This is a genomic window from Mycobacterium sp. SP-6446, assembly GCF_001954045.1.
Lineage (GTDB): Bacteria > Actinomycetota > Actinomycetes > Mycobacteriales > Mycobacteriaceae > Mycobacterium.
Genome location: NZ_MBEM01000207.1, coordinates 54,271 through 80,528, shown reverse-complemented (window position 1 = coordinate 80,528; position 26,258 = coordinate 54,271). Strand labels below are relative to the sequence as shown.

Sequence of the window (26,258 nt, the reverse complement as noted above, 5' to 3'; positions counted from 1 at the left end):
ACCGACTGAGAATCAAGACTGCTGCAAGGAGATCGCCATGCCGTCTCGCGAACTTTCCTTCCCCGTGTTCGACGCCGACAACCACATGTACGAACCGCAGGAAGCGCTGACCAAGTTCCTCCCGGAGAACCGCAAACACGTGATCGACTACGTACAGGTGCGCGGTCGCACCAAGATCGTGGTGCGCGGCCACATCAGCGAGTACATCCCGAACCCGACGTTCGAAAAGGTCGCCAAGCCGGGCGCCCAGGAGGACTATTTCCGTAACGGCGCCCAGGGCAAGAGCTACCGCGAAATCCTCGGCGAGCCGATGAAGGCCATCCCCGCTTTCCGCGAGCCCGGGCCGCGGCTGGAGGTCATGGACGAGCTCGGCATCGACTACGCCCTGATGTTCCCGACGCTGGCCAGCCTCGTCGAAGAGCGCATGAAGGACGACCCGGAGATGACTCACGACGTCATCCACGCGCTCAACCAATGGATGTACGAAACGTGGTCGTTCAACTACGAGGGGCGCATCTTCGCGACTCCGGTGATCACCTTGCCGATCGTCGAGCGCGCTCTTGAAGAACTCGAATGGGTGCTGGAGCGCGGTGCCCGCACGGTGCTGGTGCGCCCGGCGCCGGTTCCCGGTTTCAAGGGCAGCCGCTCTTTCGGCCTCGAGGAGTTCGACCCGTTCTGGCAGGCCTGCATCAAAGCCGAGCTCCCGGTGTCGATGCACGCCTCGGACAGCGGCTACTCCGAGTTCGCGAACGTGTGGGAGCCGGGTGACGAGTTCCTGCCGTTCAAGCCGACGCCATTCCGCAGCTTCGCGATGGGCCATCGGCCGATCCTGGACGCCATGGGCGCGCTGGTCTGCCACGGCGCGCTGTCGCGCAATCCCGACCTGCGGATCCTGTCCATCGAGAACGGCGCCGACTGGGTGCCAGACCTCTTCAAGGGCCTCAAAGGCGTCTATAAGAAGATGCCGCAGTCGTTCAGCGAGGACCCGGTCGAGGCATTCAAACGCTGCGTCTACATCACCCCGTTCTGGGAGGACCGCTTCACCGAGATCGTCAACATGGTGGGTACCGACCGCGTGCTGTTCGGGTCCGACTGGCCGCACCCCGAGGGCCTGAAGGATCCCATCTCCTTCGTCGACGAGCTCACCGATTTCGAGCAGGACGATGTCGCCAAGATCATGGGCGGCAACCTGATGAAGCTGATGAAGGTCTCGAAGCCGGCCAAGAAGCCCGTGTCCGCCTGACGGCGTTCCCGGATTACACCTAGCGCGCCGCCGAGGTTCGTTCGCACGGGCCGACTTTGTCTGCCCTGGTGAACATGCGTCCTATAGACGGGCCCGCCCGTGTTGCTATAGAAAAGAACCCACGCAACACCACGGTCAGTATCCAGAGATAGACGGGCATCCATCGCGGCCTCGCCGAGGCGGCCGACTAGGAGCGCACGATGAATCTGGCTCCCGCGGAGTCATTTCCGACCCAGGTCGCTTTGAGCCCTCGACTGCTGTCGGAGCTGGGTGATCCGCACAGCACGCTGAGGGCAACCACCCAACGCAGCGGAACGGTTGTAATCGTTCGCGCGGGCGGTGAGGTCGATGCCTCCAACGAGCACATTTGGCAGCGGCTGGTCGGCGAGGCGGCCGCGGTCGCCAGCGAACCCGGTCCATTCGTTGTCGACGTCAACGGCCTCGGTTTCATAGGTTGCTGCGCGTTCGCCGTCCTGGCCACCGAATCGGAGCGGTGCCGTCGCCGTGGGGTCGAACTTCGGCTGGTGAGCTGCGATCCTAGCGTCGCCCGGGTGGTAGAAGCATGCAATCTCCGCGACGTTCTGTCCCTGCATCCCACCACCGATGCCGCCCTGTCGACGGCGCCCGCAGGGCGTTAGCAAACTGTTGCGCTGAGCACCCGTTACCCGTTGATAGGCTGATTACCTGCGAGTAATTGGATTCGCGCGGGTTTTTGCCCGGTCCGTAAAGGAGGGACGGCCATATGGTCGCCGAAAAGGACTGGGACAAAACCGTGGGCCCGGCCGACGAGGTGCGCCGAATATTCGAGAATGTGCCCGCGATGCTCGTTGGGCTGGAGGGGCCAGACCATCGTTTCGTCGCCGTCAACGCGGCTTACCGCGCCTTCAATCCGACCGGCAACCCCGTGGGAAAGCTTGCGCGGGAGGTCTTTCCAGAACTGGAGAGCCAGCAGATCTACCACATGTTCGACCGGGTGTATGAAACCGGTGAACCCCAATCCGGGTCGGAGTGGCGGCTGCAGGCCGACTACGACGGTTCCGGATTGCAGGAGAAGTTCTTCGACTTCGTCGTCACACCTCGGCGCCGCGAGGACGGATCAATCATGGGTGTGCAACTCATCTTCGACGATGTCACCTCCCGGGTGCGGGCACGGCTGGCCGCCGAGGCGCGCATCGAGGAGCTGTCCGAGCGCTACCGAAACATGCGCGATTCGGCCACCGTTATGCAGCAGGCGCTACTGGCCCCGTCGGTGCCAGTGGTTCCCGGTGCCGCCATCACGGCGCAGTACCTTGTCGCCGCCGAGGACACAGGTGCCGGAGGCGACTGGTTTGACGCAATCGCCCTCGGGGATCGGCTGGTTCTGATCGTCGGCGATGTCGTCGGCCACGGTGTCGAAGCCGCGGCGGTGATGTCGCAGTTGCGCACCGCCCTTCGGATGCAGATCATTTCGGGCAGCACCATCGCCGAGGCCCTCGATGCTCTGGACCGCTTTCACGAGCACGTACCCGGATCGAAGTCGGCCACCATCTGCGTCGGTTCGCTCGATCACGCCACCGGGGAGTTCCAGTACTGCACCGCCGGACATCCGCCGCCGCTGCTGGTGACCGCCGACGCGCAGTCGCGGTACGTGGAGCCGTCGGGCGCGGGCCCGCTCGGCAGCGGGGCCGGATTTCCGGTGTGCTCCGAGCTCCTCGACGTCGGCGACTCGGTCCTGCTGTATTCCGACGGCCTGATCGAGCGTCCCGGCCGGCCGCTGGTTGCCAGCACCGCGGAATTCGCCGACCTGGCCGCTAATGTCGCCGGCGGCAGCAGCGGTTTTCTCATCGACGCGGGGGCGCGGCCGATCGACCGCATCTGTTCGGAAACCCTTGAGTTGCTGCTCCGGTCGACCGGCTACAACGACGACGTCACACTGCTTGCGGCGCAACGGTGTACGCCACCCTCGCCGTTGCACATGACCGTGGATGCGACGATCCACGCGGCACGCGCCGTGCGCCACCGGCTCCGTGATTGGCTGGCGGAGATCGGTGCCTGCGACGACGACATCTCCGATGTGGTGCACGCCATCTCGGAGTTCGTCGAGAACGCCGTCGAACACGGTTACGCCACTACGGTTTCCGACGGCGTTGTCGTCGAGGCATCTTTGTCCGGCGACGGCAACCTCCATGCCTCGGTCAGCGACCACGGCAAGTGGAAGGACTACCGGGAAGGCGAACAGGGCCGCGGTCGCGGCCTCGCGATGGCCGAAGCCTTGGTATCCCGGGCGCTCATCACGCATGGCGCCGACGGAACGACTGCCAGTCTCACGCACCGCCTTTCGCGGCCGGCGAACTTCGTCTCCGATCCGATGATCGGCCGGCCGACATACCAGCGTACGGTCAACTCCGAATTCGTCTCCATGGTCGACGAAGCCGGTCACATCATCGTCAGCGGCGATGTCGATGCCCACACCGCATCCACCCTGGATCGTCAGATTGCAGTCGAAAGCCGCTCGGGCATAGCGTCTTTGACGATCGACCTCAGCGCGGTCACCCACCTGGGATCGGCGGGCATCAGCGCGCTGGCCGCCGCACGGGACCGGGCGCGCATGCAGGGTGGCGACTGTCTGCTGGTGGCACCGCCCGGAAGCCCGGCGCACCACGTCTTATCGCTGGTCCAGATCCCCGTAGTCAGTGGCGACATCGAGAACGTCTTCGTCGAAGATTAGGTCAGCGGGCCTTGCCGTGGCGCACCTGATTGAACGGCACCCCGCGGTCGGCGGCGTATTCCCGTGGAAAGTCCAGCACCCGTTCGCCGATGACGTTGCGGGCCATCTCCGTGGTGCCGCCGCCGATGGCGACATTCTGCCGCGACAGATAACGCAGCCCGGCCTCCAGCCCTTCGCCGATGTCCCCCACCACACCGGCCGCCCCCGTGATCGCCAGCGCCGTGTCCATCTCGAGGGTCACGGTCTCGGAGTGGAAGAGCCGGATGAGCGTGCCGCCGGCCGGGGGCAGCACGCCGTCCCTGACGTTGCGGTACACGTGATCGATCAGCTGCTCGGCCACCGCGCGGTGCACCAGCGCCCGGCCGGCCATTTCGTGCACGCGTTCGTTGTCAGCCTGTCCCGTCTTCTCGGCGAGTTCGGCATAGTCGACCGGGGTCGTGTGACCGCCTTCATGGCCCGCGCCGCTGGAGAATTCCGAGCCCTGCCCGACGGCCCGGCGTTCGTGATACAGCTGCCGCGACGCCACCGCCCAGCCACCGTTGACCTCCCCGACGACGGCGTCGTCGCCGACGTCGACCTCGTCGAGGAACTCCTCGCAGAATTCCGTGGAACCGCTCAGCATCGTGATGCGCCGCAACGTGATTCCCGGATGCGCGATGGGCACGAGGAACATCGTCAGGCCTTCGTGCTTGGGCACGTCCCAGTCGGTGCGGGCCAGGCACAGTCCGTAATCGGCGGCGAACGCGCTAGTGCTCCACGTCTTGGCGCCGTTGAGCACCCAGCGGTCGTCCCGCCGTTCGGCGCGGGTGAGGACGCCGGCCAGATCCGAGCCGCCGCTGGGCTCCGACAACAGTTGCACCAGAACCTCATCGCCACGCAGCGCGGCGGCGATGTGCTGCCTCTTCTGATCTTCCCTGCCCATATCGAGCAGCGTGGCGCAGCAAATGGTGAACGTCGGGGTGTTGAGGATCAACGGCATCTCGTAGTTGCGGGATTCGTCGTCGAATGCCTTCTGGTATGCGTAATCCAGCCCCAGGCCGCCGTATTCACGGGGAAAACAGATGCCGGCGAATCCCCCTTCGTAGAGCCGCTTTTGCAGTTCGCGAGCCCGCAGCCAGGACTGTTCGTCGTCGCGCGGTGCGGCCGGCGGAGAGTCGGGGTCGATGGCAGGCATGTTGTCCGCCAACCACTCTCGCGCGCGGGCGGCGAATTCCGCGACCGTTTCGGCTGCCGTCATCCGGCGTTCGCCATCGACCGGACCGCCTTCTCCGACTCGTACACCCTGAGGTTGTGCTCCTCGGGAGTGCCAAACATCGAGCGGTACAACGTAACCCGCCGCAGGTACAGGTGCAGGTCGTGCTCCCAGGTGACGCCGATGCCACCGTGCATCTGCACGCAGGCCTGAACGACGCGCCCCGCGGTCTCCCCGACGTAGGACTTGGCGATGCTGGCCGACAGGCCCGCCTGGGGCGCGCCGGCGGCCACGTCGGCGACCGCTGCGGCAGTGGTGGCGCGGCACGCCTCCAGCCACAGCTTCATGTCTGCGAACCCGTGTTTGAGCGCTTGGTACGACGCGAGTGGGCGACCGAATGTGTGCCGGTCCAGCGCCCACTTGACGGTGAAGTCGAACACCGTCTGCAGGACGCCGACCACCTCCGCGCACTGCAGCACCTGAGCGATCTGGCTCTGCCGGTCGATCAGCGCCGGCGTCTCGGCCGCGCCGCCCACGGCCGCCGACCGCTCCACGACCACACCGTCGAACTGCACCCGCGCGTATTGCTTAACCAGGTCGACCGATTGCTGCGGCACAATGCGTACGCCCGGCGCGTCCGTCGGGACCAGGAATTGGCGAATGTCGTCGCCGCAGCGCGCCACCACCAGCAGCAGCGCACTCTGGGCGCCGGCCTCGACGCGGTCCTTGGTGCCGTCGATGCGGTAGCCGGCGTCGGTTTCGGTGGCCGTCACGGACGGATCCAGCGGCGCCCAGCCTCGGCCCGGCTCGGACACCGCCCACGAGGCCACCGTTTGGCCCGACATCAGCGACTCGATCGTGTCGGCGTGCGGTTGCGCCTCGGCGCAGCCGGCGAGTGCCGCGAGGACGATGCTGACCGGGTATAGCGGTCCGGGCGCGACCGTCTTGCCCAGCTGCTCGGCGACCATGGCGAGGTCAGCGATGCCGCTGCCCGACACGCTGCCGCCGCCCAATTCCTCCGGAACCAATAGACCCGTCCACCCGAGTTCGGCGGCCCGCTGCCACCATGCAGGATCAAAGGACGCGCCCGCGGCGTGCAGCTCGCGGACATGACGCAGCGGCGCTTCCTTTTGCAGAAAGGCTTGGGTTGTCGAAGCGAAGAGTATCTTTTCGGGAGAGTCGACGGCGGTCATGGTGTCGGCAGGGCCTTCCTGGGCATTCGATCGCCGCTGCCAGGGATGCAAGGTGGAAAGTGTGGGTGGATGATCGTCCGCCTCATCGGTCCTCGTCGGAGTTCGCTGGAGACTCTGATGCTATCAATGAGCAATACAGTAAGAGATACCGGAGTCCAGTCGATAATGATGTTGACCAGCGGTGAGCGCGATGACTAAGGCGAAGGAACCGCCGGAGGATTCGGCCACATCGAAAGCCGACGCGATGGCCCTCCTCGAGGAGGCCGAAGCCGAGGCTGCCGAGGCCGAAGCGCTGGCGGCGGCCGCCCGAGCCCGCGCCCGCGCCGCCCGGCTGCGCCGCGAGGCGCTGGCCAAGGCCGAGCCAGAGCCCGAGACCAAAGACGAGCCCGAGGCTGAGCCCGAGGCCGCCGCCGAGGCCGAAGCTGAGAGCAAGGCCGAGCCCGAGCCCCAGGCCGACGATGCGGAAGCCGCAGAGGTCGAGCCCGAGGAGACGGCCGATGAGGAAGCCTCCGACGAGACCGCCGAGGCCACCGAACCGGCGGCCCGGCCGGCCCGGTGGCGGCGCTGGCTGCCGTCACTGTCCGCGACGTGGAAGGCGGCGGTGATCATCCTGATCGTGGGCTTCGGCGCGGCCAGTGGATACATGGTCTGGCAACACAATTCCGCCACCGAGCGGGACCAGCGCGCCGCGAGGTTCATCGCCGGTGCCAGGCAGGGGGTTATCAACATGACCTCCCTGGACTTCAACAATGCCCAGCACGACGTCCAGCGCGTAATCGACAGCTCCACCGGACAGTTCAGGGACGATTTCCAGCAGCGCGCAAAAGATTTCACGACGGTCGTCCAGCAGTCCAAGGTCGTCACCGAAGGCACGGTCAACAGCGCGGCCCTTGAATCCATGGACGACCATTCCGGAACGGTACTGGTCTCCGCGACCTCGAAGATCACCAATTCCGCGGGCGCCAAGGACGAACCGCGCGCGTGGCGGCTCCGCGTTACCGTGACCGATGACGGCGGCCAGTACAAGATGTCGAAAGTTGACTTCGTGCCATGACCGAAAAGACCACCGAGGCAACCGAAAAGCCCGCAGCGCAGGAATCCGCCGCGCGACCGAACCGGTTACGCATGCTGCGCAACGTGAAACTCGTTCCCGTGATTTTGATCGTGCTGCTGCTGATCTCCGGCGGCTCGGCGGCGTGGCTGTACTTCAACCAGTACAAGCCCCAGCAGCAGACCAGCCCCGACGTGGCCCGGGCGGTGGTCAGCGCGGCGTCGGACGGCACGGTTGCGTTGCTGTCGTACTCCCCGGAGTCGCTGGACAAGGACTTCGCGGCCGCCAAGTCGCACCTCACCGGGGACTTCCTGTCCTATTACAACCAGTTCACCTCGGAGATCGTGGCTCCGGCCGCGAAGCAAAAGTCGCTGAAAACCACGGCTCACATCATGGGCGCGGCGGTGTCGGAGTTGCATCCGAATTCGGCCGTGGTCCTGGTCTTCGTCGACCAGAGCACCACGAGCAAGGACAAACCCGATCCGTCGATGGCGGCCAGCAACGTGCTGGTGAGCCTGACCAGGGTCGACAACCACTGGCTGATCACCAAGTTCGACCCGATCTAAGCCGCGTGACCCGAGCGCTACATCGCGAACACACGGCGCAGGGTCTGCGCGTGCAGGGCCCGGTTCTCTTGGGACACAACCCAATCCGGAACCAGCGAATCGAAGCCGTTGAATGTCGCCGCAATAACGTGCAGCTCGGTGTGCACGTAGGCGTGTAGCAGCCTGGTGGCGTAGTCGATCGCCTCGTCGCGGCACGGGTCGATCTCGGAGCAGCTGACAAACGTGGGGGGCAGGCCCTCCAGGTTCGCCCGATGCGCCGGAACGTGTTGACCATTGGCGCCGGCCTGACTGAGGTAGTGGTTCCAGGCCCGGCTCACCGCGTGGCCGTTGAGCCCCGGCGTGCGCTGGAATTCGCGCCGCGATTGGGTGGCGTCCGAGTCGAGCATCGGCTGATGCAGGATCTGCACCAGGATCTGCGGACCTTCGTCGTCGAACATGCGCTGCGTCAGGCCCGCGACCAGTGCGGCACCGGCGTCGCGGCCCATCACCGCGATCCGGCCGACATCCACGTTCAGCTCGGCGCAGTTGCGGATGGCGTAGTAAAAGCCCGCCTCGACATCGTCCAATGCCGCCGGGCAGGGGTTTTCCGGCGCCAGCCGGTAGTCGACCGAGACCAGCAGACATCCGGCGTCCCTGGCCAACTCCACACATTGCGCGTGATCGGTGTCGAGACTTCCGGTCACGAAGCCCCCGCCGTGGGCATAGACCACCAGGGGCGTGCCCGAAGCGTCTTGCGACGGACCCCGGTACAGCCGGAGGTCTAGCTGCTGACCTCCCGGGCCGGGGATCGATCGCGATTCGATGGTCACGCCGTCAGTGCCGACTGCAGCGGCACGCTTTGCGGCCATCCGGTTGGCGTGTTCCCGCTCGGCAGAAAGCGTCTCGGCCTGGAATTCGACGATGCCCACATCGATCGCGGCCTCGCGCAGCACCGGGTCGATGCGGTTAAGACCTTGCGGGCGCGTCAGATCCGTTTGTGTCATACCCTCTCAACTTCCGTCCGGGAAACCCTCTTCAAGGTAGACCTGCGATTCCATGTGGTGAAAGATGCGGTACCCCTCGCCCCGCGGCGCCAGCAGCCAGGTGATCCAGCTGGCGCCGGTATGCGGGATGTCCGATTCTTCTCCGGTGAAGCTCCACCGGCTCACCACGACGCAGCGAACAATGCCGCCGGTTAGTTCCTCGGCGGACCACAGCCGCGACGACATCGACGCTCGCTTCAAGCGGCCGGCCAGCCGGGCCCAGTGCCGGTCGAGTGCGTCGGCGCCGATCAGCGGCATCGCGTACTCGTCGCCGATGTACATCGGCCGCGGATTGTCACGCTCCCACAATTCGGCGACGCCGGCGACGTCCAGCGCCGCCCATTTCGCGTCGTATTCGCCGATCAGAGCGCTCAACTTGGCGGCCAGATCGGCCATCGCTCACCGTTCCCCGGGCAACGCCTTGACCGTCGCGGGTAGCCCGTAGAGCGCTGTCGCGTTACCGCGCATGATCCGTTCGCGCTGGTCGGCGGGGAACCGGTTGATGGCGTAGGTCGGGGCGTCGTAGCTCCAGTGCGGGTAGTCGGTCGAGAACATGAGATTGTCGCCGAGGTCGATCATCTCCAGGTACTCGCGGAACTGCACGGTGTCGGTGTCCTCGAGCGGCTGGGTGGTGAACCGGACGTGTTCGCGCACATACTCCGACGGGCGGCGACGCACATGCGGCAGGTCGCCGCGGCGGGCTTCCCAAATCCTGTCCATGCGCGACATCACCGGCATCGCCCAGGTGAAGCCGCCCTCGACGAAGACCACCCGGAGATCGGGATGGCGATCGAACGCACCGTCAAACACCAGGCTCATCAGGTGCGAGACGTAGAGCAGCGGCCAGGACGCGAAGAAGTCATGCCAGTGCGCGGGGTTGCCGACGGGGTACAGCGGAATCAACTCGAACGGCGTCTGACCCATCAGGTGCGTGGCCACCGGGAACCCGTTGCGCGAGGCAGCCTCGTAGAGCGGGTCGAAATGCGGGTTGCCGAAGGGGATTCCACGCGTCTGCGGGGTCATCAGCACCTGCGCCATGTACGGATGCCCGGCCCACCGCTCGACTTCGCGGGCCGCCTGCTCGGGCGTTTGCGCGCTGACGCTGATCGACCCTCGCCAGCGGCCGTGCCAGTTGTATTTGTCGAGCCAGACGTCGGCAAGCCAGTCGTTGTAGGTCGACTTCAGCACATGCTCGGCCTGCGGCAGCTGCGCGTCACACATCGGCTCCAGCGTCGCGATGCTGACACCGGCGTCGACCAGCAACTGCTTGGCGGCGAAATCCGGGTCGCTGCCGGCGACTCCGCCGTTGGGCGGGGCCGCGTCGAGGCGCAGCGACATCGTCTTGTACGAGTCTGGGGTGTCGTAAAAGTGCGGCACCGGGCTAGCGGCGTTTCCCGTCGGCCAGATCTTGTCCACCCATTCGGCCGGCGCGTAGGACTTGAGCACCTCGGCCGAGACGGGCAGCGGATGCACGTCGGTGTCGACGATGGTGACCGCGATTTCGTCCTCCTGACCCGTTGGGGAATCGACTCGCTCGATCGTGGTCATAGCGCACTCTCCTTCACCGCAAACCCGTAGAGCTCATTGGCGTTTCGCCACAACACCTTGTCGCGTTGCGCATCGTCGAGACCCTCGGCCATCACGTCCGGCGACGAGGTGGACCAGTGCGGGTAGCTCGACCCGTACATCAGCAGGTCGGACTTGCCGCTGAACTCCATCCAGCGCGCCATCGCGCCGGTGTCGACCGGCCCGTCGAACGCCGACGAGCAGAACCGCACATGGCCGGGCAGGTACTCGCTGGGATAGCGGTCCACCCAAGGTGTTTGGTCGCGCATCGACAACCAGAAGGTGTCCAGGCGCCACATCAACGGGGTGAGGATGTCGTAACCGCCGTCCGCGAACACAAATTTCAGGCTCGGGTGCCGGCCGAACACGCCCTCGACGATGAGGGTGGCCAGGTGCACGAAGTAGTTCAGCGGCATGAACGCCGCATATCCGGGGTAGGTGTGCGCGTGGCCGGCGAACGTGGGTGGATAGTCGACGCCGTTGCCGCCGTTGATGTGCACCACGACCGGCAAGCCCTGGGCGGCCGCGGCCTCCCAGATGGGCTCGAACATCGGTTTGCCATACGGCTCACGTGACTGCATCGGAACGCCGACCTGCACCAGCTTGGGATGCGCAGCGAGGCGCTCGATCTCGGCGACCGCGCCCTTCGGGTCTTCGGGGTTGACGCGGATGGTGCCACGGAAGCGGTCGGTGGTGTCGGGTTCCAGCCACCGGTCCAGCAGCCAGTCGTTGACGGCGGCGCAGATCCTGCTGTTGAGCAGGTAATCCGCGATGTTTCCGCGGGTCAGCGGGTTCAGGATCGCGTAGTGGACGCCCTGTGAGGACAGATGCCGGCCGACGGTGTCGGGATCCGATCCCGGGTAGTTCTCTCCGTAGAGGTCTCGGCGGTAGTCGCCGCCCGGCGCCTGGTACCACTGCTGCTCGACGTCGGGGATCGCCCGCAGCTTGTGGGCATCGGGGAGATAGCGCCGGATCTCGGCGTTGTAGCGGAAGTGCGGCTGCACGTTGGTATCGATAATCATGCCGTCAGGTAAACCTCACCGTCGGTGACATCGACCTCGTAGGTGCGGACGCGGCGCCGCGGATCGGCGACGTTTTGGCCCGTGGTGACATCGAATTCCCAATTGTGCCAAGGGCATCGAACGATTTGGCCGTCCCGGGCCCGGCGCATCCGGTCGGGCAATTCGGGCGCCGACTCGTTGGTGCCGCCGATCAGCCCCAGACATAGCGGGGCGCCCTCGTGCGAGCAATAGTTCACGATCGCATACAACGCACCGCGCACGTTGTACACACCCACGCCGAACTTCCCGACGTCAACCAGTTTCATGCCGCCGGGTGGCAGCTCGTCGAGGGAACACACGAAACGGCGCGTGGGCACCTGCTGAATCACCGCCTTCTTGACACCAGGGTCAATACTGTGCCCGTTACGGTAACTACTACAAGACCATTGGGCTTCGTTGCTATTTATACTATGATAGCGATATTCCCTGCGATACATATCCGCCATACCGGCTGTTCAGGAGGAGCGCCGATGACGCTCAGCACCGACCCCGGCGGCCAGCCCGTCACCCTCGACCTCACCGGTGAAACCAGTCCATACCCGTTCTTCGAATATATGAGGAGCACCGACCCGGTATGGCATGGTTCCTTGGCGGACCACTCACAGATGCCGGAGGAACTGCGGCCCACCGACGAATGGGTGCTGTTCGGTTACGACGCCCTGTTCCAGGCGTTCCGCGACGACCGCATCTTCAGCTCGCACAAGTACGACGAGACCATCGGTTTGGTAATGGGCCACACCATCCTGGCGATGGGCGGCAAGGAACATCACGACCACCGCAATCTGGTGGCCAAGGCCTTCCGCGCCACTGCGCTGGAGCGCTGGGAGCCCTCGGTCATCGGACCGGTCTGCGATCGGCTGGTCGACGAAATCAAAAACGAGGGCCACGCCGACCTGGTGAAGGCGGTGACGTTCGAGTTTCCGACCCGGATCATCTCCACGCTGCTCGGACTTCCCCGCGAGGATCTCGACCTCTTCCGGCGACTGTCCCTCGACCTCATCTCGATCCCGACCGACATCGAGGCGGGGCTCAACGCCGCGGCCGAGCTGCACGGTTACTTCCTCAACCAGGTCGAGCATCGGCGCCGCAAACTCACCGACGACATCATCGGCGATCTGGTTGCCGCCGAAATCGACGGCGCGAAGCTCAGCGACGAGGCGATCATCGCGTTCTTGCGGCTGCTGTTGCCCGCCGGGCTGGAGACCACCTATCGCTCGTCGGGCAACCTGCTCTACCTGCTGCTGACGCACCCCGAGCAGTTGGCGATGGTCTATCACGACCGGTCTCTGATTCCCGCGGCGATCGAGGAAGGCCTGCGCTACGAAACCCCACTGACCACGGTCATGCGGACCACCACCGAAGAAGTCGAAATCGGCGGCAAGACAATCCCGCCCGATGCGGCCATTGGGATGTGCATGGGCTCGGCCAACCGCGACGACAGCCGCTGGACCGACCCCAACACGTTCGACATTCGCCGGCCCCGCCAGGCCCACATCGCCTTCGCCGGCGGGATTCACATGTGCCTCGGCATGCATCTGGCGCGCCTGGAAACGCAGGTCATGCTGAACAGCCTCTTCGACCGCGTCAAGGACTTGGCGTTCGTGTCCGACGACGGAACCGGCGAGGAGTCGAGAATCGTCGGGCTTACCTTCCGGTCGCCCAACAAGCTTCCGGTCACGTTCAGCCCGGCCGCATGAGAAGCCGCGCGGCCATCCTCCACGATGTCGGAGGGCCTTGGTGCGTCGAGGAATTCGAGCTTGATCCGCCGAAAGCCGGCGAAGTTCTGGTCGAGATGGCCGCCGCCGGGTTGTGTCACTCCGACGACCACATCCTCAAGGGCGACATGTCGGCGCCCAACGAGGTGATGCGATCCCTCGGACTGCCCACAATGTTCCCGATGATCGGCGGCCACGAGGGTTCCGGCGTCGTGCGTGAAGTCGGCGAGGGCGTAACCGATGTCGAGCCGGGTGACCACGTGGTGATGTCGTTCGTCGCCGTGTGTGGACAGTGCCGCTGGTGCGCGACCGGGATGGAGTACATCTGCGACGTCGGCATCGGCACCATGATCCCGGGAATGCCCACCGATGGCACCTTCCGCCATCACACCGCCGACGGCCGAAATCTGGGCCACATTGCCAAGGTCGGCGCGTTCGCCGAACACACTGTCGTATCGACGAATTCACTCGTGAAGATCGAGCCGGACCTGCCGCTGGCGCCGAGCGCGCTGCTGTCGTGCGCGATCCCGACCGGCTACGGTTCCGTCGCGAACCGCTCCAACATGCGCGCCGGGGACACCGTCGTCGTGATCGGCGTCGGCGGGATCGGCACGGGAGCGATCCAGGGCGCCCGCATCAACGGCGCCGCGCAGATCGTCGCCGTCGATCCCGTTGAGTTCAAACAGAAGTCGGCGTCGCAGTTCGGCGCGACCCACAGCGTCGCGACGGCCGACGAGGCACTCGACCTGGTGCGCGGTCTGACGTATGGGGTGATGGCCGACGCGGTGGTGGTGTCGCCGTCCTTGATCACCGCCGACGACGTTCGAGACGCGGTGCGGCTCACCCGTAAGGGTGGGACCTGTGTGCTCACCGGAATGACCTCGCAGTTGACTCGGTCAGTCAACCTCGAGCTGCAGGACTTCATCCTGATGAACAAGACGTTGGCGGGCACCATATTCGGCTCCTGCAACCCGAGGTCGGACATCGCCAGACTGGCCAGGCTCTACCAAACCGGGCAGCTGCAGCTCGACGAGATGATCACCAGGCGCTATCGCCTCGATGACATCAACGACGCCTACGACGATCTCCTCAGCGGCAAAATCGTCCGGGGCATCATCGATTTCGGGATCGCCTGAGGTTACTTTTTGCGGCCCATCACCCGCTGCGTTTGACCGTACGCGTCGATCGGGCTGTGCAGCGCCAAGCCGCCGTCGGCGTGCACGATTTGACCGGTCACCCAGGGCAATTCGAGGACGCCCACGACGGCGCCGGCCACGTCTCCCGCGTCACCCACGCCGCCCAGCGCCGTGCGCTCGGTGAGTCCGTCCACCCAGCCGGGAAGCTGTTCGGGTTTCGCCAGCATCGGTGTCCGGGTGACACCGGGCCCGACGGCGTTCACCCGGATGCCGTGCACGCCCCATTCCACGGCGGCGACCTTCACCAGCATGTCCACCCCCGCTTTGGACACGCAGTAGGCGCCCATGTCGCGGTCGGCGAGGGTGCCGCTGATGCTCGAGACCGCGACGATCGAGCCGCCCACGCCGGCGTCGACCATAGCCTGTGCGCCGGCCCGGATGGTGAGCCAGGTGCCGGTGAGGTTGACCGCCAACACCCGTTCCCATTCCGCGGGCGGCTGTTCGAGCAGCATGCCCGACGCGCCGATCCCCGCGCAGGTCACCATCCGGGTGGGCACGCCGTGATCGCGCACGGTTTGTTCCATCGCGGTCGAAACGGCGTCGGGATCGCTGACATCGCAAGCGATGTCGCCGCCGGACAGGTCCCACACCACGACGCCGTGACCAGCCTCGCGCAGCCGCGTGGCAACCTCGCGACCGATCCCCGACCCGCCGCCGGTCACCAGGGAGATCGGGGCGGTCATTGTGCGCAGCCCAGTTTCGCGGCGGTGCGATCCCACAGCTCGCGCGCAAGCTCGGGGTCATGAGCCGCGCGGTTGGGCTTGGCGATCTTGTGCTTCGCGTAGTACGCGCCCGACGTCCAATCGACGCCGGGCCTGCTAGACGCGAACCAGACCAGCTGGTCGGCTCCTTGGTCCGCGGTGACCGTGAATCGGGCGCTCATCGGGACGCGGTACTTCATGAACGTGAGAAACCGCGATCCCGATGCATCGCCGAAATTCGAGTTGACGAAGCCGGGGTGAAACGTCGCGGCTGATAGCCCGCTGGCGTGGTATCGCCGATGTAACTCCATGGTGAACAACACAATTGCGAGTTTGCTCAAGGCATACGCGACGCTGGGTCGGCGTCCTGCCGTGCTCTCCAGATCGGAGATCCTGACCCGTGGAAGCAGTCTGTGGGACGAGCTCGTCGTGTTGATGACGGTGGCACGCGACTCGACGAGCACCTCCATCAATTGCGTGGTCAGCAGAAACGGCGCCAGATAGTTGACCTGCAAAGTCGTCTCGTTACCGTCGGCCGTGCCGTGGGCCTTGGTGAACATGCCGCCGGCGTTGTTGGCCAACACGTCGATGCGCGGGTATTGGGAACGAATCTTGTCCGCGAGCGCCCGAACCTGGGACAGGTCGCAAAAGTCGGCCACGAAATAGTCGGCGTCCAATTCGGTAGCCACCGCGGCGGTCTTGGTTTCCGACCGCCCCACCACCACCACGTTGTCGCCGCCGCTGTGCAGCCGACGGGCCGCCGCGGCACCGATGCCGTCGCTGGCACCGGTGATGAGAATCGTCCTGCGCGCCATTGCCTGGTCCTCCACGGGGAGTCTAGCGAGCGCGATCTAAGCGGACCGCTCAGCGGCCGCGCCCCGATTCAGGCCAACGAGTAGCGCACCGGCAGATGCTTGAGGCCGCCGACGAAGGTCGTCGCGACGAGCTCCGGATCACCGGTCAGCTCAATGGATTTGAGCCTGGGCAACAGCTCGGAGAAGAAGCTGTTGACCTCCATGCGGGCCAGGGCGGCGCCCATGCAGAAGTGCACGCCGTAGCCGAATGCCAGGTGCTTGTTGGGGTCGCGCCCGACGTCGAAGCGGAAAGGATCGTCGAAGACATCCTCGTCGCGATTCGCCGACACGTACGACAGCAGCACGGACTCCCCGGCGGCAATGGGCACCCCGCGTACGACGGTGTCCTCGGCGGCGGTGCGCATGAACTCCTTGACCGGGGTGACCCAGCGGATCATCTCCTCGGTGGCCAGCGGCATCAAGTCGAGGTTGTCGCGCAGCCGCTCACGCTGGTCCGGGTTCTCGATGAGTGCCTGCATGCCCCCGGAGATGGTGGCGCTGGTGGTGTCGTGCCCCGCGGTGGCGACGATGAGGTAATACGACACGGTGTCGATGTCCGACAGCGGCTCGCCGTCGACGCGGGCATTGGCGATCGCCGACGCGAGATCCTCGGTCGGGTGCTCGCGGCGTGCCGCCGTCACACCGTTGAAGTACTGGAACATATCCATCAACGCCGGCAGCTGGTCCTCGTTGGTGCTGCCGCGCTTGAACTCGGAGTCGTCGCTGCCGAACAGCTCCTGCGTCAACTTGAGCATCCGGGGAAAGTCGGCCTCCGGCAGCCCCAGCAGCGACATGATCACGTAGAGCGGGTAATTGACCGCCACTTGCTGAACGAAGTCGCACTCGGGGCTCGCGGCCATCATCTTGTCGACGTAGATCTTGGCCAGCTCGTCGACGCGAACCTTGAGCGCTCGCATGGCCTTTGGGCGAAACCAGTCGGAGCCGATCGCGCGCACCACCCGGTGCTGCGGGTCGTCCAAATGGATCAGCGTGCGCACGCCCGCGGCGGCCTGCATCTCGTCGCCTTCCGCGGTGGTCAGGACCGGGCGCGGCCAGTTGGTGAACAGCATGTTCTCGCGCTCGATGTCCATGATGTCGGCGTGTTTGGTGATGGCCCAGAACGGCCGGTAGTGGGGCACGTCGACCCACGACACCGGGGCGTTGGCCCGCAGGTGTGTCAGCGCGGCGTGCAGCCGCGGCTCGTCGGTATACGCCAGCGGATCCGTCAACAGCTGGGCGGCGTCATCCATCGTCGGCGTGCTCACTCGCGAAACTCCTTCAGTGCGGCGGTGATACAGGACTGCGAAGCGGTCGGGAAGATCGGCAGGACCCGGTCGACGGCGCCCTCGCAGCGGCTTTTCAGCGCCGCGCCGACGGTGTCGACCGGCCCCACGACCGCGAAAGCGGCCAGCATTTCGTCGTCGATGAGCGAGCCCATCGTGTCCCACTCCCCCGCAAGGGACAGGCGGTGCAGCTCGGCGTGCAGCTCGCCCCAGCCGTGCAGGTCGAGGACCGTCCGATACGCCGGCGTCGATCCGTAAAAGGCGATCTGTTTGCGGACCGCGGCGGTGGCGGCCTCCAGCTCGGCGTCGTTGTCGCCGGTCGCCACCATCACCTCGGAGGACACCTCGAAGCGACTGCGGTCGCGGCCTGAGCGCTGCATGCCGCGGCGCAGCGCCGGCAGCGTCACCTCGTCGAGGTAGCGCTTCGAGACCATCGGGTGACCGAGGTGGCCGTCGGCGACCTCACCGCACATTTCGGTCATGGTCTCGCCGACGGCGGCGAGGAACACCTTCGGCGCCGGATGTGGCTGCGGCTCAGGGGTGAACATCGGGGTCATGATCTTGTGGGTGTAGAAGTCGCCCTCGAAGCGGAGTTTGGTGCCGTCCTTCCATGCCAACCAGATCGCGCGCAGAGCGGCGACGAATTCGCGCATTCGGCGCGCCGGGTGGCTCCACGGCATGCTGAACCGCTTCTCGATGTGGGGCTGGATCTGGGTGCCCAGCCCGAGGATGAATCGGCCTTCCGAATACGCCTGCAGGTCCCAACCGATGTTGGCGACGATCATCGGATTGCGCGCGAACGCCACCGCGATGTTGGTGCCGAGCTCGAGGCGCGACGTGTGTTCGGCGGCGAGTAATAGCGGCAGGAACGGGTCATGACTGGTTTCGGCGGTCCAGCCCCCGTCATACCCCTGCTGTTCGAGGGCGGCGGCCGCCTCGGCCGCCCCGGCGAGTCGGTTGGGGATGCCCCCGTCGATCTTGAGGCGGGGGGCGTCAGCCATGCGGGTAACTTTACAGTAAGCAATCCAGTATGTGACCCTGCAAGTTCCAACTAGGCGATCGCAGCCGCACGAGGTAGGACAGAAGCATGACGAAAGCCCAGGACTGGGACGAGACGCTCGAGGATCTCGACCGTCGGCGCCAGCGCACGTTGGCCATGGGCGGCCCGGAGCGCCTCGACAAGCACCGCGGCAAGGGCAAGCTCGACGCCCGCGCGCGGATCGAGCACCTGCTCGACCCCGGCACGTTCCGCGAGCTCGGTACCCTCGTCGGTGGTGAGGTCGCGGCCGACGGGCTCGTCGTGGGCTCCGGTGCGATCAATGGCTCGCCGGTGATGCTGGGCGCCGAGGACTTCACCACGATGGCCGGCAGCATCGGACCCGGAGGCAACTCCAAGCGATACCGCATCGCCGAACTGGCGCTGCGCGACAAAATTCCGCTGGTGATGCTGCTCGAGGGCGCGGGCTTTCGTCCCACCGGTGGGCACTACGGCCGCAGCCCGACCGACCTGCTGGCCCAGGCGCAGTGCTCGGGTCGTGTGCCGACCGTCGCCGCCGTCCTCGGCCCCTCGGCCGGCCATGGCGCGTTGGTGGCCCCGGTGTGCGACTTCCGAATCATGAGCGCGCAGGGCGCGATCTTCACCGCCGGGCCCCCGGTCGTCAAAGAGTCCACCGGAGAAGACATCTCGAAGGAGGACCTCGGCGGACCCGACGTCGCTTTGCCCAGCGGGGTGATCCACAACGTCGCCGAGGACGACGAAGCCGTGCTCGACGACATCCGTCGCTACTTGTCGTACTTCCCACCGAGCGCCTGGTCCTACCCGCCGTCGCTGACCGCCGGCCAGACCAGCGAGCCGCGGCGGACACCGGAGCTGCTCGACATCGTCTCCCGCGACAACCGACGGGTCTACGACATGCGTGCGGTGCTCGACGTGATCTTCGACCGGCCGGACTGGTTCGAGGTCCAGCCGCAGTACGGCAAGGCGATCATCTGCGCGCTGGCCCATCTCGGCGGCCATCCGGTAGCGGTGGTGGCCAACCAGCCCCAGGTGCTGGCCGGCTCCATCGACGCCGCCGCCGCGGACAAGGCGGCGCACTTCATCATGGTGGCCGACTCGTTCCACCTGCCGATCGTCTTCCTCGCCGACAACCCCGGGATGCTGCCCGGCAGTCGGTCCGAGCGCAGCGGCGTGCTGCGCGCCGGGGCCCGAATGTTCGCCGCGCAGACGGCGGCCACCACGTTGAAGCTGCACCTCACGCTGCGCAAGGCCTACGGGTTCGGTTCGATGGTGATGTCGCTGCTGGGGTTCGACCACCAGGTCGCGACCTTCGCCTACCCCGGCGCGACGATGGGCGCCATGAGCGCGGCGGCGCTGAGCAGGGCGTCGCACGCCGGCGAGGACCTGTCGGAAAAACTGCGCAACGCCGAGCTGCAGGCGTCGTACCGGTCGGCCGAGGGTATGGGATTCGACGAACTCATCGACCCCCGCGAGACGCGTGACGCGTTGCTCGCAGCCCTGCTGCGCGGCCTGTCCAGCCGGCAGGCCGCCGCCGAACCGGTGACCCGAACCGTCATCATGCCGTGAGGCGATACGCCGCGACGACGGGCTCGAGCTCGTCGGGCGTCGCCCCGTGCAGGATCACCGCGTCGGCCCCGTAGTCGAATTCGTTACGGATGCGGTCCACACACTGGTCCGCAGATCCGGTGGCCGACGGTTCCAGCCATTCGTCGGGTATCAGCGTGGCGATGTGCTCGATCTGCTCTGGTGTGGCCTTGTGATCGATCCCGCCCGCGATCGACGTCACCACCGCGTCTTCCCGAAAGCGTTGCAGCACAGCGGGGTCCCACTTATTGGTCTGCACCAATAGGTCGCCGTAGCCCTGCAGATAGGTGGCCAGGCGCGCGACGGTCTTCTTCAGCCGCAACTGCTCGGGAAGGTGGTCACCGACCGTCGCAAAGCACGACCACACCCGGACGCTGTCGGGATCGCGGCCGGCCTTTTCCGCCGCCGACTTCACCGTTTTGACGCAGCGCTGCAACGTCTCCGGGGTGAAGTAGGTGTGCAGGATGACGTCGTCGAAAACCCGGCCGCCGAGCGCGAGCGTCTGAGGCCCGAAGGCCACCAACGCCAGGCGAATGTCTTCGTTGAAGTCCGGATCCAGAAACAGGATCGGGTACTTGCCCATCGGGCCGTCGTGGTTGAAGATCACCTCGCCATGCCAAAGCCGGCGCATGACCCGGGCCCAATCCTCCATCTGTGCGGTCGTGACCGCGGGAATGCCGAACGCTCCGTAGATTGCGGCGATGCCGCGGCCGATGCCCAGGGTGAATCGCCCGCGGGAAAGGCGGTGCATGGTGGTGGCCCACGATCCGGTGATCAGCGGATGACGGGTGTTGTGATTGGTTGCGGCCGTGGCGATCTGCATCCGGTTGGTCACCGCGCACGCGGCCCCGACGAGCGACGAGGCCTCCTTGACGTTCCAGCGCTCGGAGATGAACGCGGTGCCGAAGCCCAGCTCCTCGCCTCGGCGCGCCTCGTCCATCAAGGTCGCTGGTCCCTCGCCGCCGGCCCCGGCCAGCAGGTAGTAGCCCAATTCGTCCAGCGCACGATCGCTCAATTCCAAACCCCTTGCTTGTAGCCGCAATTCCAGACCTCGATGATCTTGCCGTCGACGACGCGGAACACCTCGATGCTGGCGACGTTGGTACCGGTCCCGTCCTTGGTGGTCATCGTCGAGTCGTACACGATCGCGACGTGCTCACCGTCGTCGCCGGCAACCACGATGTTCAAATCGAAGCGCAAGCTGTCGAACAACTCCCAGAGGTCCTTGACGCGATTGACGGCCTGCTCCCGGGTCAGGGTGTGCGCCTCCCCCACCTCGTGTCGAATCACGTTGTCGGCGAACAACTCCTCGGCCAGCGTCAGGTCGCGTTCGTTCCAGACCACGAGGTTGTAGAGTTCGACCACTTCGCGCGCGGTCCGAACGGCCGCCATCAGCCGGCGGCCTCGTCGACGACCCCGCGCAGGAATCGCTCGGTCACCCGCTGCACGCGTCGGGAGAACACGTGGCCGACATGGCCGCCGTCGTACCAGTGCAGCTGCCCGCCCCAGCGTTCCTGCAGCGCAATCGCGGGCTCGCGCATCGCCATTCGGTCGTGCCACGCCCCGACGATGAGCCGGCGGTGCGGGGGCGGGGCGGGGTCGGCCGCGAGCGGGTCGATCACCGAGGTCAGCTGCGCGATCTCGGGGGACCCCAATAGCTCCCGGAACCCGTTACGCGACGGACCCCACCGCACCAGGTGTCGCGCGATCATCGCGTTGAGGCCCAGGATCGGTGTATACAGCGCGACCGCGTCGATCTGCCTCTCCAGATGCGAAACCAGCGCGGCAACCGGGGTGCCCATCGAAATCCCTGCCACCACAACGGCGGTGGCCTGCGGCTGCGCCCATCGCACCACCGCGCGCACCTCCGAGACCGCGCGCATCATGCCTGCGACGTTGCCAAGCGGATCCATGTCCGGGTAAGCGGGCCATTCGCGGCGTCGGCAGCCGTGGCCGGGCTGCACCGGCATCGCGACGTTGAACCCCAGCCCGTGATGGATCCGGCCGATTCGAGACAACAACAGGTCTTCCGTGCCGCCTTGGCCGGCGCCGTGCACCCATACCAGCCACGGCCTCGGACCGTCGCGATGCCGACACACATGCACCACCGCGCGCGCCGGGCCACCCAGACCCTCGGCTTCCAGCGACCGCGGCAGCGCCGGATCGTGCTCGAACATCATCCGCTCGTACGCCAGTCCCGCGATCCGCCGCCGCCGTAACGACGTCACCCGCAACGGTTTTGGATCGGCGTGCGCATGGTCGATGCCCAGCTCCGACAGCTCCTCGGCCGCCGCGGAGCACGAACTTAGCGACCGCAGCGGACCGGGCACCCCGCCCAGCAGCGAGAAGCCACTCAGCACCAGCTCGTCCAGCATGACCTCGCCGAACTGACGCACGCCGCGCCGCGACACCGGGACCCAGCCCGTCGACTCGTTGAGACCCGACACCGTACGCGGCAGCACCATGCCCAGCTCGCGGGCTGCGAGGCCCAAACCGCTCAATGCCTTAGCCACCGCCATCACTGAGCTTCAGGATGGTTCGGGTCAGATGCAGCGTCTTGATCAGCCAGTTGCCGTCCCGCTTCTCGTACGTCTCGCGGTAGTGGCCGGCCCCGTGCAATTCGTGGCCATCGCCGAAGACGATCCAATCTTCCATCGCCCAGATGCCCGTCGCGGTGGTGCCCGAGGTGAGGGTGATCTCCGGGGTGTGGCAGTGGTGCATGGTGGCCGCGTTCTCGAGCCCGCCCAGCACCATCGGGACGAAGTTGTCCACACCCTCGAGTGGCGGCGCCGTCTGGGGGTCGGCCCCACCGGTGGAGACCGCCATATCCAGGTGCACCACCACGTCGGTGGTGAACACGCCGCGCCAGCCCTCGGCGTCTTTGGCGTCCAGAAATCTGCAGTAGCGCGCCTTGAGTTGCCGGATCGCTTCGAGCTCGTCAGCCGCTGTCGTCATTTCGCTCCTTGCCGCGCACCGACCGAACTGCTGAAATCTATACTGTAACGGACTTAGTATCAACGCTCACGGGAGGCACCCGCGTGAAAGTGCCCTTCACCTGGAAGGTAACCGGGTGGTTCATGGTCGGGTGGTCGCCCGAATTCCCGATCGGCGAGGTGCGGCCGCTGCGCTATTTCGGCGAGGATCTGGTGGCCTACCGCGACGAGTCGGGTGAGCTGCATGTCCTGGAGGCGCACTGCAAACACCTGGGCGCGCACATCGGCCACGGCGGCACGGTAGTGGGCGACTGCGTGCAGTGCCCCTTCCATGGGTGGCGCTGGGGCCCCGACGGCACCAATCGACACATCCCCTATCAGCCGGAGCGGCCCAACCGCGCGCTGCGGCTGCGGGTGTTTCCCGTGCGGGAGCAGTACGACTGCGTGTTCGTCTGGCATCAGCCGGACGGCAAGGAGCCGCAGTGGGAGATGCCGGACATCTTCCGCAAATTCCCTCAATTCGAGACCGACCCGGCGGCCTACTACCGGGCGTATCCGGAGTTCTCCCGGCGCGCGGAGCGCGAACCGGTACACCCGCAGATCGTGGCGGAGAACGCCCCCGACAGCGCCCATTTCGAGTACGTCCACCACGCCACCGTGACGCCCCGGGTGCTGGACTGGAAGGTCGTCGACCACGAATGGCAATTCGTCGCGGGTTGGCCGGACGCCAGCAGCGACGACCCGGAGGACCTCGCGCTGCGATTCCACAGCCACCTGTTCGGTCTGGGCGGGGCGATCAGTGTCTTCGAGGGCGCGCAGAACCATCGGCTGATCTTCACCTGCACACCGGTCGACGACGAGTGCTCCGATCTCTTCTACTCGATCTGGTGGCCCCGAATCCCCGGCGACACCGCCGGGGTGCCGCAGGGCAAGCTGCGCGAGGTCATCGAAAAGCAGTTCCTGTCCACAGTCTTCGACGATCTGCAGATCTGGCGCTATCAGAAATACGTGGAACGCCCGCCGCTCTCCAAGGTCGACGCGAAAGGGTATATGGCACTGCGCAAGTGGGCGACCCAATTCTACGAAGTGCCCGCATGATGGCACTGAAGGACCTGGCGGCGCCCGCGCACACCGCGATCGTCACGCAGGAATGCCAGGGCGCGGTCATCGGCCCACACGCTGGCCTGGCCGCGCTCGCGAAGGAGGCGCGTCGCGTCGCGCTGCCCAACATCGTGCGGCTGCTGCCGGTGGCGCGGGCGGCCGGTGTGCGCGTCGTGCACTGCCTGGTGCAGCGACGGCCCGACGGGCTCGGCTCCAGCCACAACGCGAAGATCTTTGCGCTCGGGCGCGGCGAGGTAGACATAGTCCCCGGCACGCCCGGCGCTTCGGTGCTGCCCGAATTGGGTCCCGAACCAACGGATCTGGTGCTGAGTCGGTGGCACGGCGTCGGACCGATGGGCGGTACCGACCTTGACGCGGTGCTGCGGAACCTCGGAGTATCCACCATCGTGGTGGTCGGCGTTTCGCTGAATATCGCGATACCCAATGTTGTCATGGATGCGGTCAACGCCGCCTATCGCGTCATCGTGCCCCGTGATGCCGTCACCGGCATCCCGACCGAATATGGAGAGGCCATTATCGCCAACACTCTGTCGCTGCTGGCGACCATCACCGCCACCGACGACCTGCTCGAAGTATGGACGCAGCCATGACCGACACCGCAACACAATTCACGGTGCCAGCCGTCGCGACAGCCGTCGCCGCCGCGATTCCCGATCGGGAGTTGCTGATTCAAGGCGAGCGGCGCTACACCTACGCGCAAATCCTCGAGCGATCGAACCGGCTCGCCTCCTACCTGCACTCGCGGGGACTGGGATGTCACACAGAACGCTCAGCGCTCGCCGGCCACCAGGTGGGCCAGGATCTGCTGGGCATCTACGCCTACAACGGGAATGAGTTCGTCGAGGCGTTGCTCGGCACGTTCGCCGCGCGAGTTGCGCCCTTCAACGTCAACTTCCGGTACGTCAAGAGCGAGCTGCAGTACCTGCTAGCGGACTCTGGGGCGACCGCGCTGATCTACCATTCCGCGTTTGCGCCGCGCGTGGCCGAGGTGCTGCCGGATCTTCCGCAGCTACGCGTGCTGATTCAGATCGCCGACGACTCAGGCAACGACTTGGTCTACGGCGCAGTGGATTACGAGACCGTCGTCGCCTCGAGTTCGCCCGCGCCGCCACCGGTGCGGCATTCGCCCGACGACTTGTACGTCCTGTACACCGGTGGCACCACGGGGATGCCGAAGGGTGTGCTGTGGCGCCAGCATGACATCTTCATGACGTCGTTCGGCGGGCGCAGTCTGATGACCGGGGAGCCCTTCGGCTCCATCGACGAGATCACGGCGGGGGTGGCCGCGGGCCCCGGCACAAAGTTGATGATCCTGCCCCCGCTGATCCACGGTGCGGCCCAGTGGAGCGTGATGATGGCGATCACGACCGGGCAATCCGTCGTCTTCCCTTCCGTCGTCGACCATTTGGACGCCGACGAAGTGGTGCGCACGATCGAGCGGGAACGACTGCCCGTGGTGACCGTTGTGGGCGACGCGATGGCGCGGCCGCTGCTTGCCGCCATCGAGAAGGGCACAGCCGACGTGTCGTCGTTAGGCGTGGTCGCCAACGGCGGCGCGTTGCTCACCCCGTACGTCAAGCAGCGCTTGATCGAAGCGCTGCCCAACGCCGTCGTCGTCGATGGCGTCGGATCGTCGGAGACCGGTGCGCAGATGCACCACCTGTCGTCGTCGGGGGCGGTGTCGACCGGAACCTTCAACGCCGGACCAGACACCTTCGTGGCGGCCGAGGACTTGAGCGCGATCCTGCCGCCGGGACACGACGGCATGGGCTGGCTGGCGCAGCGGGGCTATGTTCCGTTGGGTTACAAGGGCGACGCGGCGAAGACCGCGAAGACATTTCCGGTGATCGACGGCGTGCGCTATGCGATCCCCGGCGACCGGGCCCGCCACCGCGCCGACGGCAGCATCGAGTTGCTGGGCCGCGATTCGGTGACGATCAATTCCGGGGGCGAGAAGATCTTCGTCGAGGAGGTCGAGACCGCGATCGCGTCGCATCCCGCGGTCGCCGATGTGGTGGTGGCCGGGCGGCCGAGCGAGCGGTGGGGGCAGGAGGTCGTTGCCGTGGTCGCGCTGGCCGAAGGCGCCGACGCCAGCGCCGACGAGCTGGTCGCACACGCCGCCCAATCCCTGGCTCGCTACAAACTTCCCAAGGCGGTGGTGTTCCGTCCGGTCATCGAGCGCAGCCCGTCGGGCAAGGCCGATTACCGGTGGGCGCGAGAGCAGGCGGTGAACGGTTGACAGCTCAGCCAG

At 66.2% G+C, this 26,258-nt stretch carries 26 protein-coding genes; 11 read left to right on the top strand and 15 right to left on the bottom strand.

What is annotated here, in order from left to right; all coding sequences use genetic code 11:
- The first annotated feature begins 37 nt into the window (after nucleotides 1-37).
- From A5736_RS18665 to A5736_RS18655, 3 genes are all read left to right on the top strand, one after another.
- Nucleotides 38-1,243 carry an amidohydrolase family protein gene (locus A5736_RS18665; RefSeq protein ID WP_076247890.1) on the top strand — a complete coding sequence of 402 codons (1,206 nt, stop codon included), beginning with the start codon at nucleotides 38-40 and terminating at the stop codon, nucleotides 1,241-1,243.
- Between the two features lie 200 nt (nucleotides 1,244-1,443).
- Nucleotides 1,444-1,881, top strand: a complete 438-nt coding sequence (locus tag A5736_RS18660) for an anti-sigma factor antagonist (protein ID WP_076247888.1) — start codon at nucleotides 1,444-1,446, stop codon at nucleotides 1,879-1,881.
- A 104-nt stretch (nucleotides 1,882-1,985) separates the two neighbouring features.
- A complete protein-coding gene (locus A5736_RS18655) occupies nucleotides 1,986-3,950 on the top strand; it encodes a SpoIIE family protein phosphatase (protein WP_076247886.1) in 1,965 nt (654 codons plus the stop codon).
- A 1-nt stretch (nucleotide 3,951) separates the two neighbouring features.
- Here the strand turns inward: A5736_RS18655 and A5736_RS18650 are convergent, their stop codons facing one another.
- Complete coding sequence (locus tag A5736_RS18650; protein WP_076247885.1) at nucleotides 3,952-5,187, bottom strand: acyl-CoA dehydrogenase family protein; 1,236 nt, start codon at nucleotides 5,185-5,187, stop codon at nucleotides 3,952-3,954.
- Nucleotides 5,184-6,335, bottom strand: coding sequence for an acyl-CoA dehydrogenase family protein (locus A5736_RS18645; RefSeq protein ID WP_076247884.1), 1,152 nt, complete (start codon nucleotides 6,333-6,335; stop codon nucleotides 5,184-5,186). The genes A5736_RS18650 and A5736_RS18645 overlap by 4 nt, the downstream gene beginning before the upstream one ends.
- A gap of 190 nt (nucleotides 6,336-6,525) precedes the next feature.
- Between A5736_RS18645 and A5736_RS18640 the strand changes: the two genes are divergently transcribed.
- A complete protein-coding gene (locus tag A5736_RS18640) occupies nucleotides 6,526-7,389 on the top strand; it encodes a hypothetical protein (RefSeq protein WP_076247882.1) in 864 nt (287 codons plus the stop codon).
- A complete protein-coding gene (locus A5736_RS18635) occupies nucleotides 7,386-7,952 on the top strand; it encodes a hypothetical protein (RefSeq protein ID WP_076127167.1) in 567 nt (188 codons plus the stop codon). Before A5736_RS18640 ends, A5736_RS18635 begins: the two co-directional genes overlap by 4 nt.
- A 17-nt stretch (nucleotides 7,953-7,969) precedes the next feature.
- Here the strand turns inward: A5736_RS18635 and A5736_RS18630 are convergent, their stop codons facing one another.
- Genes A5736_RS18630 through A5736_RS18610 form a run of 5 tightly spaced genes read right to left on the bottom strand, consistent with a single transcriptional unit; the run spans nucleotide 7,970 to nucleotide 11,918 of the window.
- Entirely contained in the window at nucleotides 7,970-8,935 is a 966-nt protein-coding gene (locus tag A5736_RS18630) for an alpha/beta hydrolase (protein ID WP_076247880.1), read from the bottom strand.
- A 6-nt stretch (nucleotides 8,936-8,941) separates the two neighbouring features.
- Nucleotides 8,942-9,370, bottom strand: a complete 429-nt coding sequence (locus A5736_RS18625) for a hypothetical protein (protein WP_076127163.1) — start codon at nucleotides 9,368-9,370, stop codon at nucleotides 8,942-8,944.
- A gap of 3 nt (nucleotides 9,371-9,373) precedes the next feature.
- The gene (locus A5736_RS18620; protein ID WP_076247877.1) at nucleotides 9,374-10,522 is read right to left on the bottom strand and encodes an amidohydrolase family protein; all 1,149 of its coding nucleotides are present in this window, start codon (nucleotides 10,520-10,522) and stop codon (nucleotides 9,374-9,376) included.
- The gene (locus tag A5736_RS18615; protein ID WP_076247875.1) at nucleotides 10,519-11,562 is read right to left on the bottom strand and encodes an amidohydrolase family protein; all 1,044 of its coding nucleotides are present in this window, start codon (nucleotides 11,560-11,562) and stop codon (nucleotides 10,519-10,521) included. Before A5736_RS18615 ends, A5736_RS18620 begins: the two co-directional genes overlap by 4 nt.
- Complete coding sequence (locus A5736_RS18610) at nucleotides 11,559-11,918, bottom strand: Rieske (2Fe-2S) protein (RefSeq protein ID WP_076247944.1); 360 nt, start codon at nucleotides 11,916-11,918, stop codon at nucleotides 11,559-11,561. Before A5736_RS18610 ends, A5736_RS18615 begins: the two co-directional genes overlap by 4 nt.
- A 153-nt stretch (nucleotides 11,919-12,071) precedes the next feature.
- On the opposite strand from A5736_RS18610, the gene A5736_RS18605 reads away from it, so the two are divergent.
- Nucleotides 12,072-13,298, top strand: coding sequence for a cytochrome P450 (locus A5736_RS18605; protein WP_076247873.1), 1,227 nt, complete (start codon nucleotides 12,072-12,074; stop codon nucleotides 13,296-13,298).
- Nucleotides 13,295-14,452 (top strand): Zn-dependent alcohol dehydrogenase, encoded by a 1,158-nt coding sequence (locus A5736_RS18600; protein ID WP_076247871.1) that lies wholly within the window; start codon nucleotides 13,295-13,297, stop codon nucleotides 14,450-14,452. Before A5736_RS18605 ends, A5736_RS18600 begins: the two co-directional genes overlap by 4 nt.
- Nucleotides 14,453-14,454: 2 nt before the next feature.
- On the opposite strand, the gene A5736_RS18595 is transcribed toward A5736_RS18600, so the two are convergent.
- From A5736_RS18595 to A5736_RS18580, 4 genes are all read right to left on the bottom strand, one after another.
- Entirely contained in the window at nucleotides 14,455-15,195 is a 741-nt protein-coding gene (locus tag A5736_RS18595) for an SDR family NAD(P)-dependent oxidoreductase (RefSeq protein ID WP_076247869.1), read from the bottom strand.
- A complete protein-coding gene (locus A5736_RS18590) occupies nucleotides 15,192-16,028 on the bottom strand; it encodes an SDR family NAD(P)-dependent oxidoreductase (protein ID WP_076247867.1) in 837 nt (278 codons plus the stop codon). The genes A5736_RS18595 and A5736_RS18590 overlap by 4 nt, the downstream gene beginning before the upstream one ends.
- A gap of 68 nt (nucleotides 16,029-16,096) precedes the next feature.
- Nucleotides 16,097-17,317 carry a cytochrome P450 gene (locus A5736_RS18585; protein ID WP_076247943.1) on the bottom strand — a complete coding sequence of 407 codons (1,221 nt, stop codon included), beginning with the start codon at nucleotides 17,315-17,317 and terminating at the stop codon, nucleotides 16,097-16,099.
- An 11-nt stretch (nucleotides 17,318-17,328) separates the two neighbouring features.
- Nucleotides 17,329-18,351 (bottom strand): LLM class F420-dependent oxidoreductase, encoded by a 1,023-nt coding sequence (locus tag A5736_RS18580; RefSeq protein WP_076247865.1) that lies wholly within the window; start codon nucleotides 18,349-18,351, stop codon nucleotides 17,329-17,331.
- An 86-nt stretch (nucleotides 18,352-18,437) separates the two neighbouring features.
- On the opposite strand from A5736_RS18580, the gene A5736_RS18575 reads away from it, so the two are divergent.
- The gene (locus A5736_RS18575) at nucleotides 18,438-19,934 is read left to right on the top strand and encodes an acyl-CoA carboxylase subunit beta (RefSeq protein WP_076247863.1); all 1,497 of its coding nucleotides are present in this window, start codon (nucleotides 18,438-18,440) and stop codon (nucleotides 19,932-19,934) included.
- Here the strand turns inward: A5736_RS18575 and A5736_RS18570 are convergent.
- From A5736_RS18570 to A5736_RS18555, 4 genes are read right to left on the bottom strand one after another with little or no spacing between them, the layout of a single operon-like run.
- Nucleotides 19,924-20,967 (bottom strand): TIGR03857 family LLM class F420-dependent oxidoreductase, encoded by a 1,044-nt coding sequence (locus A5736_RS18570; protein ID WP_175611329.1) that lies wholly within the window; start codon nucleotides 20,965-20,967, stop codon nucleotides 19,924-19,926. The genes A5736_RS18575 and A5736_RS18570 overlap by 11 nt on opposite strands.
- Nucleotides 20,964-21,344, bottom strand: coding sequence for an ester cyclase (locus tag A5736_RS18565; RefSeq protein ID WP_076247859.1), 381 nt, complete (start codon nucleotides 21,342-21,344; stop codon nucleotides 20,964-20,966). Before A5736_RS18565 ends, A5736_RS18570 begins: the two co-directional genes overlap by 4 nt.
- Nucleotides 21,344-22,465: a PHB depolymerase family esterase gene (locus A5736_RS18560; RefSeq protein ID WP_083667544.1), complete on the bottom strand. Its 1,122-nt coding sequence runs from the start codon at nucleotides 22,463-22,465 to the stop codon at nucleotides 21,344-21,346. Before A5736_RS18560 ends, A5736_RS18565 begins: the two co-directional genes overlap by 1 nt.
- Nucleotides 22,458-22,907: a nuclear transport factor 2 family protein gene (locus A5736_RS18555; protein ID WP_076127139.1), complete on the bottom strand. Its 450-nt coding sequence runs from the start codon at nucleotides 22,905-22,907 to the stop codon at nucleotides 22,458-22,460. Before A5736_RS18555 ends, A5736_RS18560 begins: the two co-directional genes overlap by 8 nt.
- 83 nt (nucleotides 22,908-22,990) lie before the next feature.
- Between A5736_RS18555 and A5736_RS18550 the strand changes: the two genes are divergently transcribed.
- The 3 genes from A5736_RS18550 to A5736_RS18540 are packed head-to-tail and all read left to right on the top strand — an operon-like array spanning nucleotide 22,991 to nucleotide 26,246.
- Nucleotides 22,991-23,983 carry a Rieske 2Fe-2S domain-containing protein gene (locus A5736_RS18550; protein WP_076247857.1) on the top strand — a complete coding sequence of 331 codons (993 nt, stop codon included), beginning with the start codon at nucleotides 22,991-22,993 and terminating at the stop codon, nucleotides 23,981-23,983.
- Complete coding sequence (locus A5736_RS18545) at nucleotides 23,980-24,597, top strand: cysteine hydrolase (protein WP_076247855.1); 618 nt, start codon at nucleotides 23,980-23,982, stop codon at nucleotides 24,595-24,597. The genes A5736_RS18550 and A5736_RS18545 overlap by 4 nt, the downstream gene beginning before the upstream one ends.
- On the top strand, nucleotides 24,594-26,246 hold the full coding sequence (locus A5736_RS18540; RefSeq protein WP_076247941.1) for an acyl-CoA synthetase: 1,653 nt from the start codon (nucleotides 24,594-24,596) through the stop codon (nucleotides 26,244-26,246). Before A5736_RS18545 ends, A5736_RS18540 begins: the two co-directional genes overlap by 4 nt.
- Nucleotides 26,247-26,258: the final 12 nt, after the last annotated feature.

Bases quoted from the DNA above. Each gene is read 5' to 3' on its own strand.
- A5736_RS18575 (WP_076247863.1), top strand. From the start codon at position 18,438: ATGACGAAAGCCCAGGACTGGGACGAGACGCTCGAGGATCTCGACCGT.
- A5736_RS18655 (WP_076247886.1), top strand. From the start codon at position 1,986: ATGGTCGCCGAAAAGGACTGGGACAAAACCGTGGGCCCGGCCGACGAG.
- A5736_RS18565 (WP_076247859.1), bottom strand. From the start codon at position 21,344: ATGGCGGCCGTTCGGACCGCGCGCGAAGTGGTCGAACTCTACAACCTC.
- A5736_RS18635 (WP_076127167.1), top strand. From the start codon at position 7,386: ATGACCGAAAAGACCACCGAGGCAACCGAAAAGCCCGCAGCGCAGGAA.
- A5736_RS18630 (WP_076247880.1), bottom strand. From the start codon at position 8,935: ATGACACAAACGGATCTGACGCGCCCGCAAGGTCTTAACCGCATCGAC.
- A5736_RS18605 (WP_076247873.1), top strand. From the start codon at position 12,072: ATGACGCTCAGCACCGACCCCGGCGGCCAGCCCGTCACCCTCGACCTC.
- A5736_RS18580 (WP_076247865.1), bottom strand. From the start codon at position 18,351: ATGGCTGACGCCCCCCGCCTCAAGATCGACGGGGGCATCCCCAACCGA.
- A5736_RS18600 (WP_076247871.1), top strand. From the start codon at position 13,295: ATGAGAAGCCGCGCGGCCATCCTCCACGATGTCGGAGGGCCTTGGTGC.
- A5736_RS18650 (WP_076247885.1), bottom strand. From the start codon at position 5,187: ATGACGGCAGCCGAAACGGTCGCGGAATTCGCCGCCCGCGCGCGAGAG.
- A5736_RS18625 (WP_076127163.1), bottom strand. From the start codon at position 9,370: ATGGCCGATCTGGCCGCCAAGTTGAGCGCTCTGATCGGCGAATACGAC.
- A5736_RS18590 (WP_076247867.1), bottom strand. From the start codon at position 16,028: ATGGCGCGCAGGACGATTCTCATCACCGGTGCCAGCGACGGCATCGGT.
- A5736_RS18620 (WP_076247877.1), bottom strand. From the start codon at position 10,522: ATGACCACGATCGAGCGAGTCGATTCCCCAACGGGTCAGGAGGACGAA.
- A5736_RS18665 (WP_076247890.1), top strand. From the start codon at position 38: ATGCCGTCTCGCGAACTTTCCTTCCCCGTGTTCGACGCCGACAACCAC.
- A5736_RS18640 (WP_076247882.1), top strand. From the start codon at position 6,526: ATGACTAAGGCGAAGGAACCGCCGGAGGATTCGGCCACATCGAAAGCC.
- A5736_RS18585 (WP_076247943.1), bottom strand. From the start codon at position 17,317: ATGGATGACGCCGCCCAGCTGTTGACGGATCCGCTGGCGTATACCGAC.
- A5736_RS18540 (WP_076247941.1), top strand. From the start codon at position 24,594: ATGACCGACACCGCAACACAATTCACGGTGCCAGCCGTCGCGACAGCC.
- A5736_RS18595 (WP_076247869.1), bottom strand. From the start codon at position 15,195: ATGACCGCCCCGATCTCCCTGGTGACCGGCGGCGGGTCGGGGATCGGT.
- A5736_RS18660 (WP_076247888.1), top strand. From the start codon at position 1,444: ATGAATCTGGCTCCCGCGGAGTCATTTCCGACCCAGGTCGCTTTGAGC.
- A5736_RS18555 (WP_076127139.1), bottom strand. From the start codon at position 22,907: ATGACGACAGCGGCTGACGAGCTCGAAGCGATCCGGCAACTCAAGGCG.
- A5736_RS18615 (WP_076247875.1), bottom strand. From the start codon at position 11,562: ATGATTATCGATACCAACGTGCAGCCGCACTTCCGCTACAACGCCGAG.
- A5736_RS18545 (WP_076247855.1), top strand. From the start codon at position 23,980: ATGATGGCACTGAAGGACCTGGCGGCGCCCGCGCACACCGCGATCGTC.
- A5736_RS18645 (WP_076247884.1), bottom strand. From the start codon at position 6,335: ATGACCGCCGTCGACTCTCCCGAAAAGATACTCTTCGCTTCGACAACC.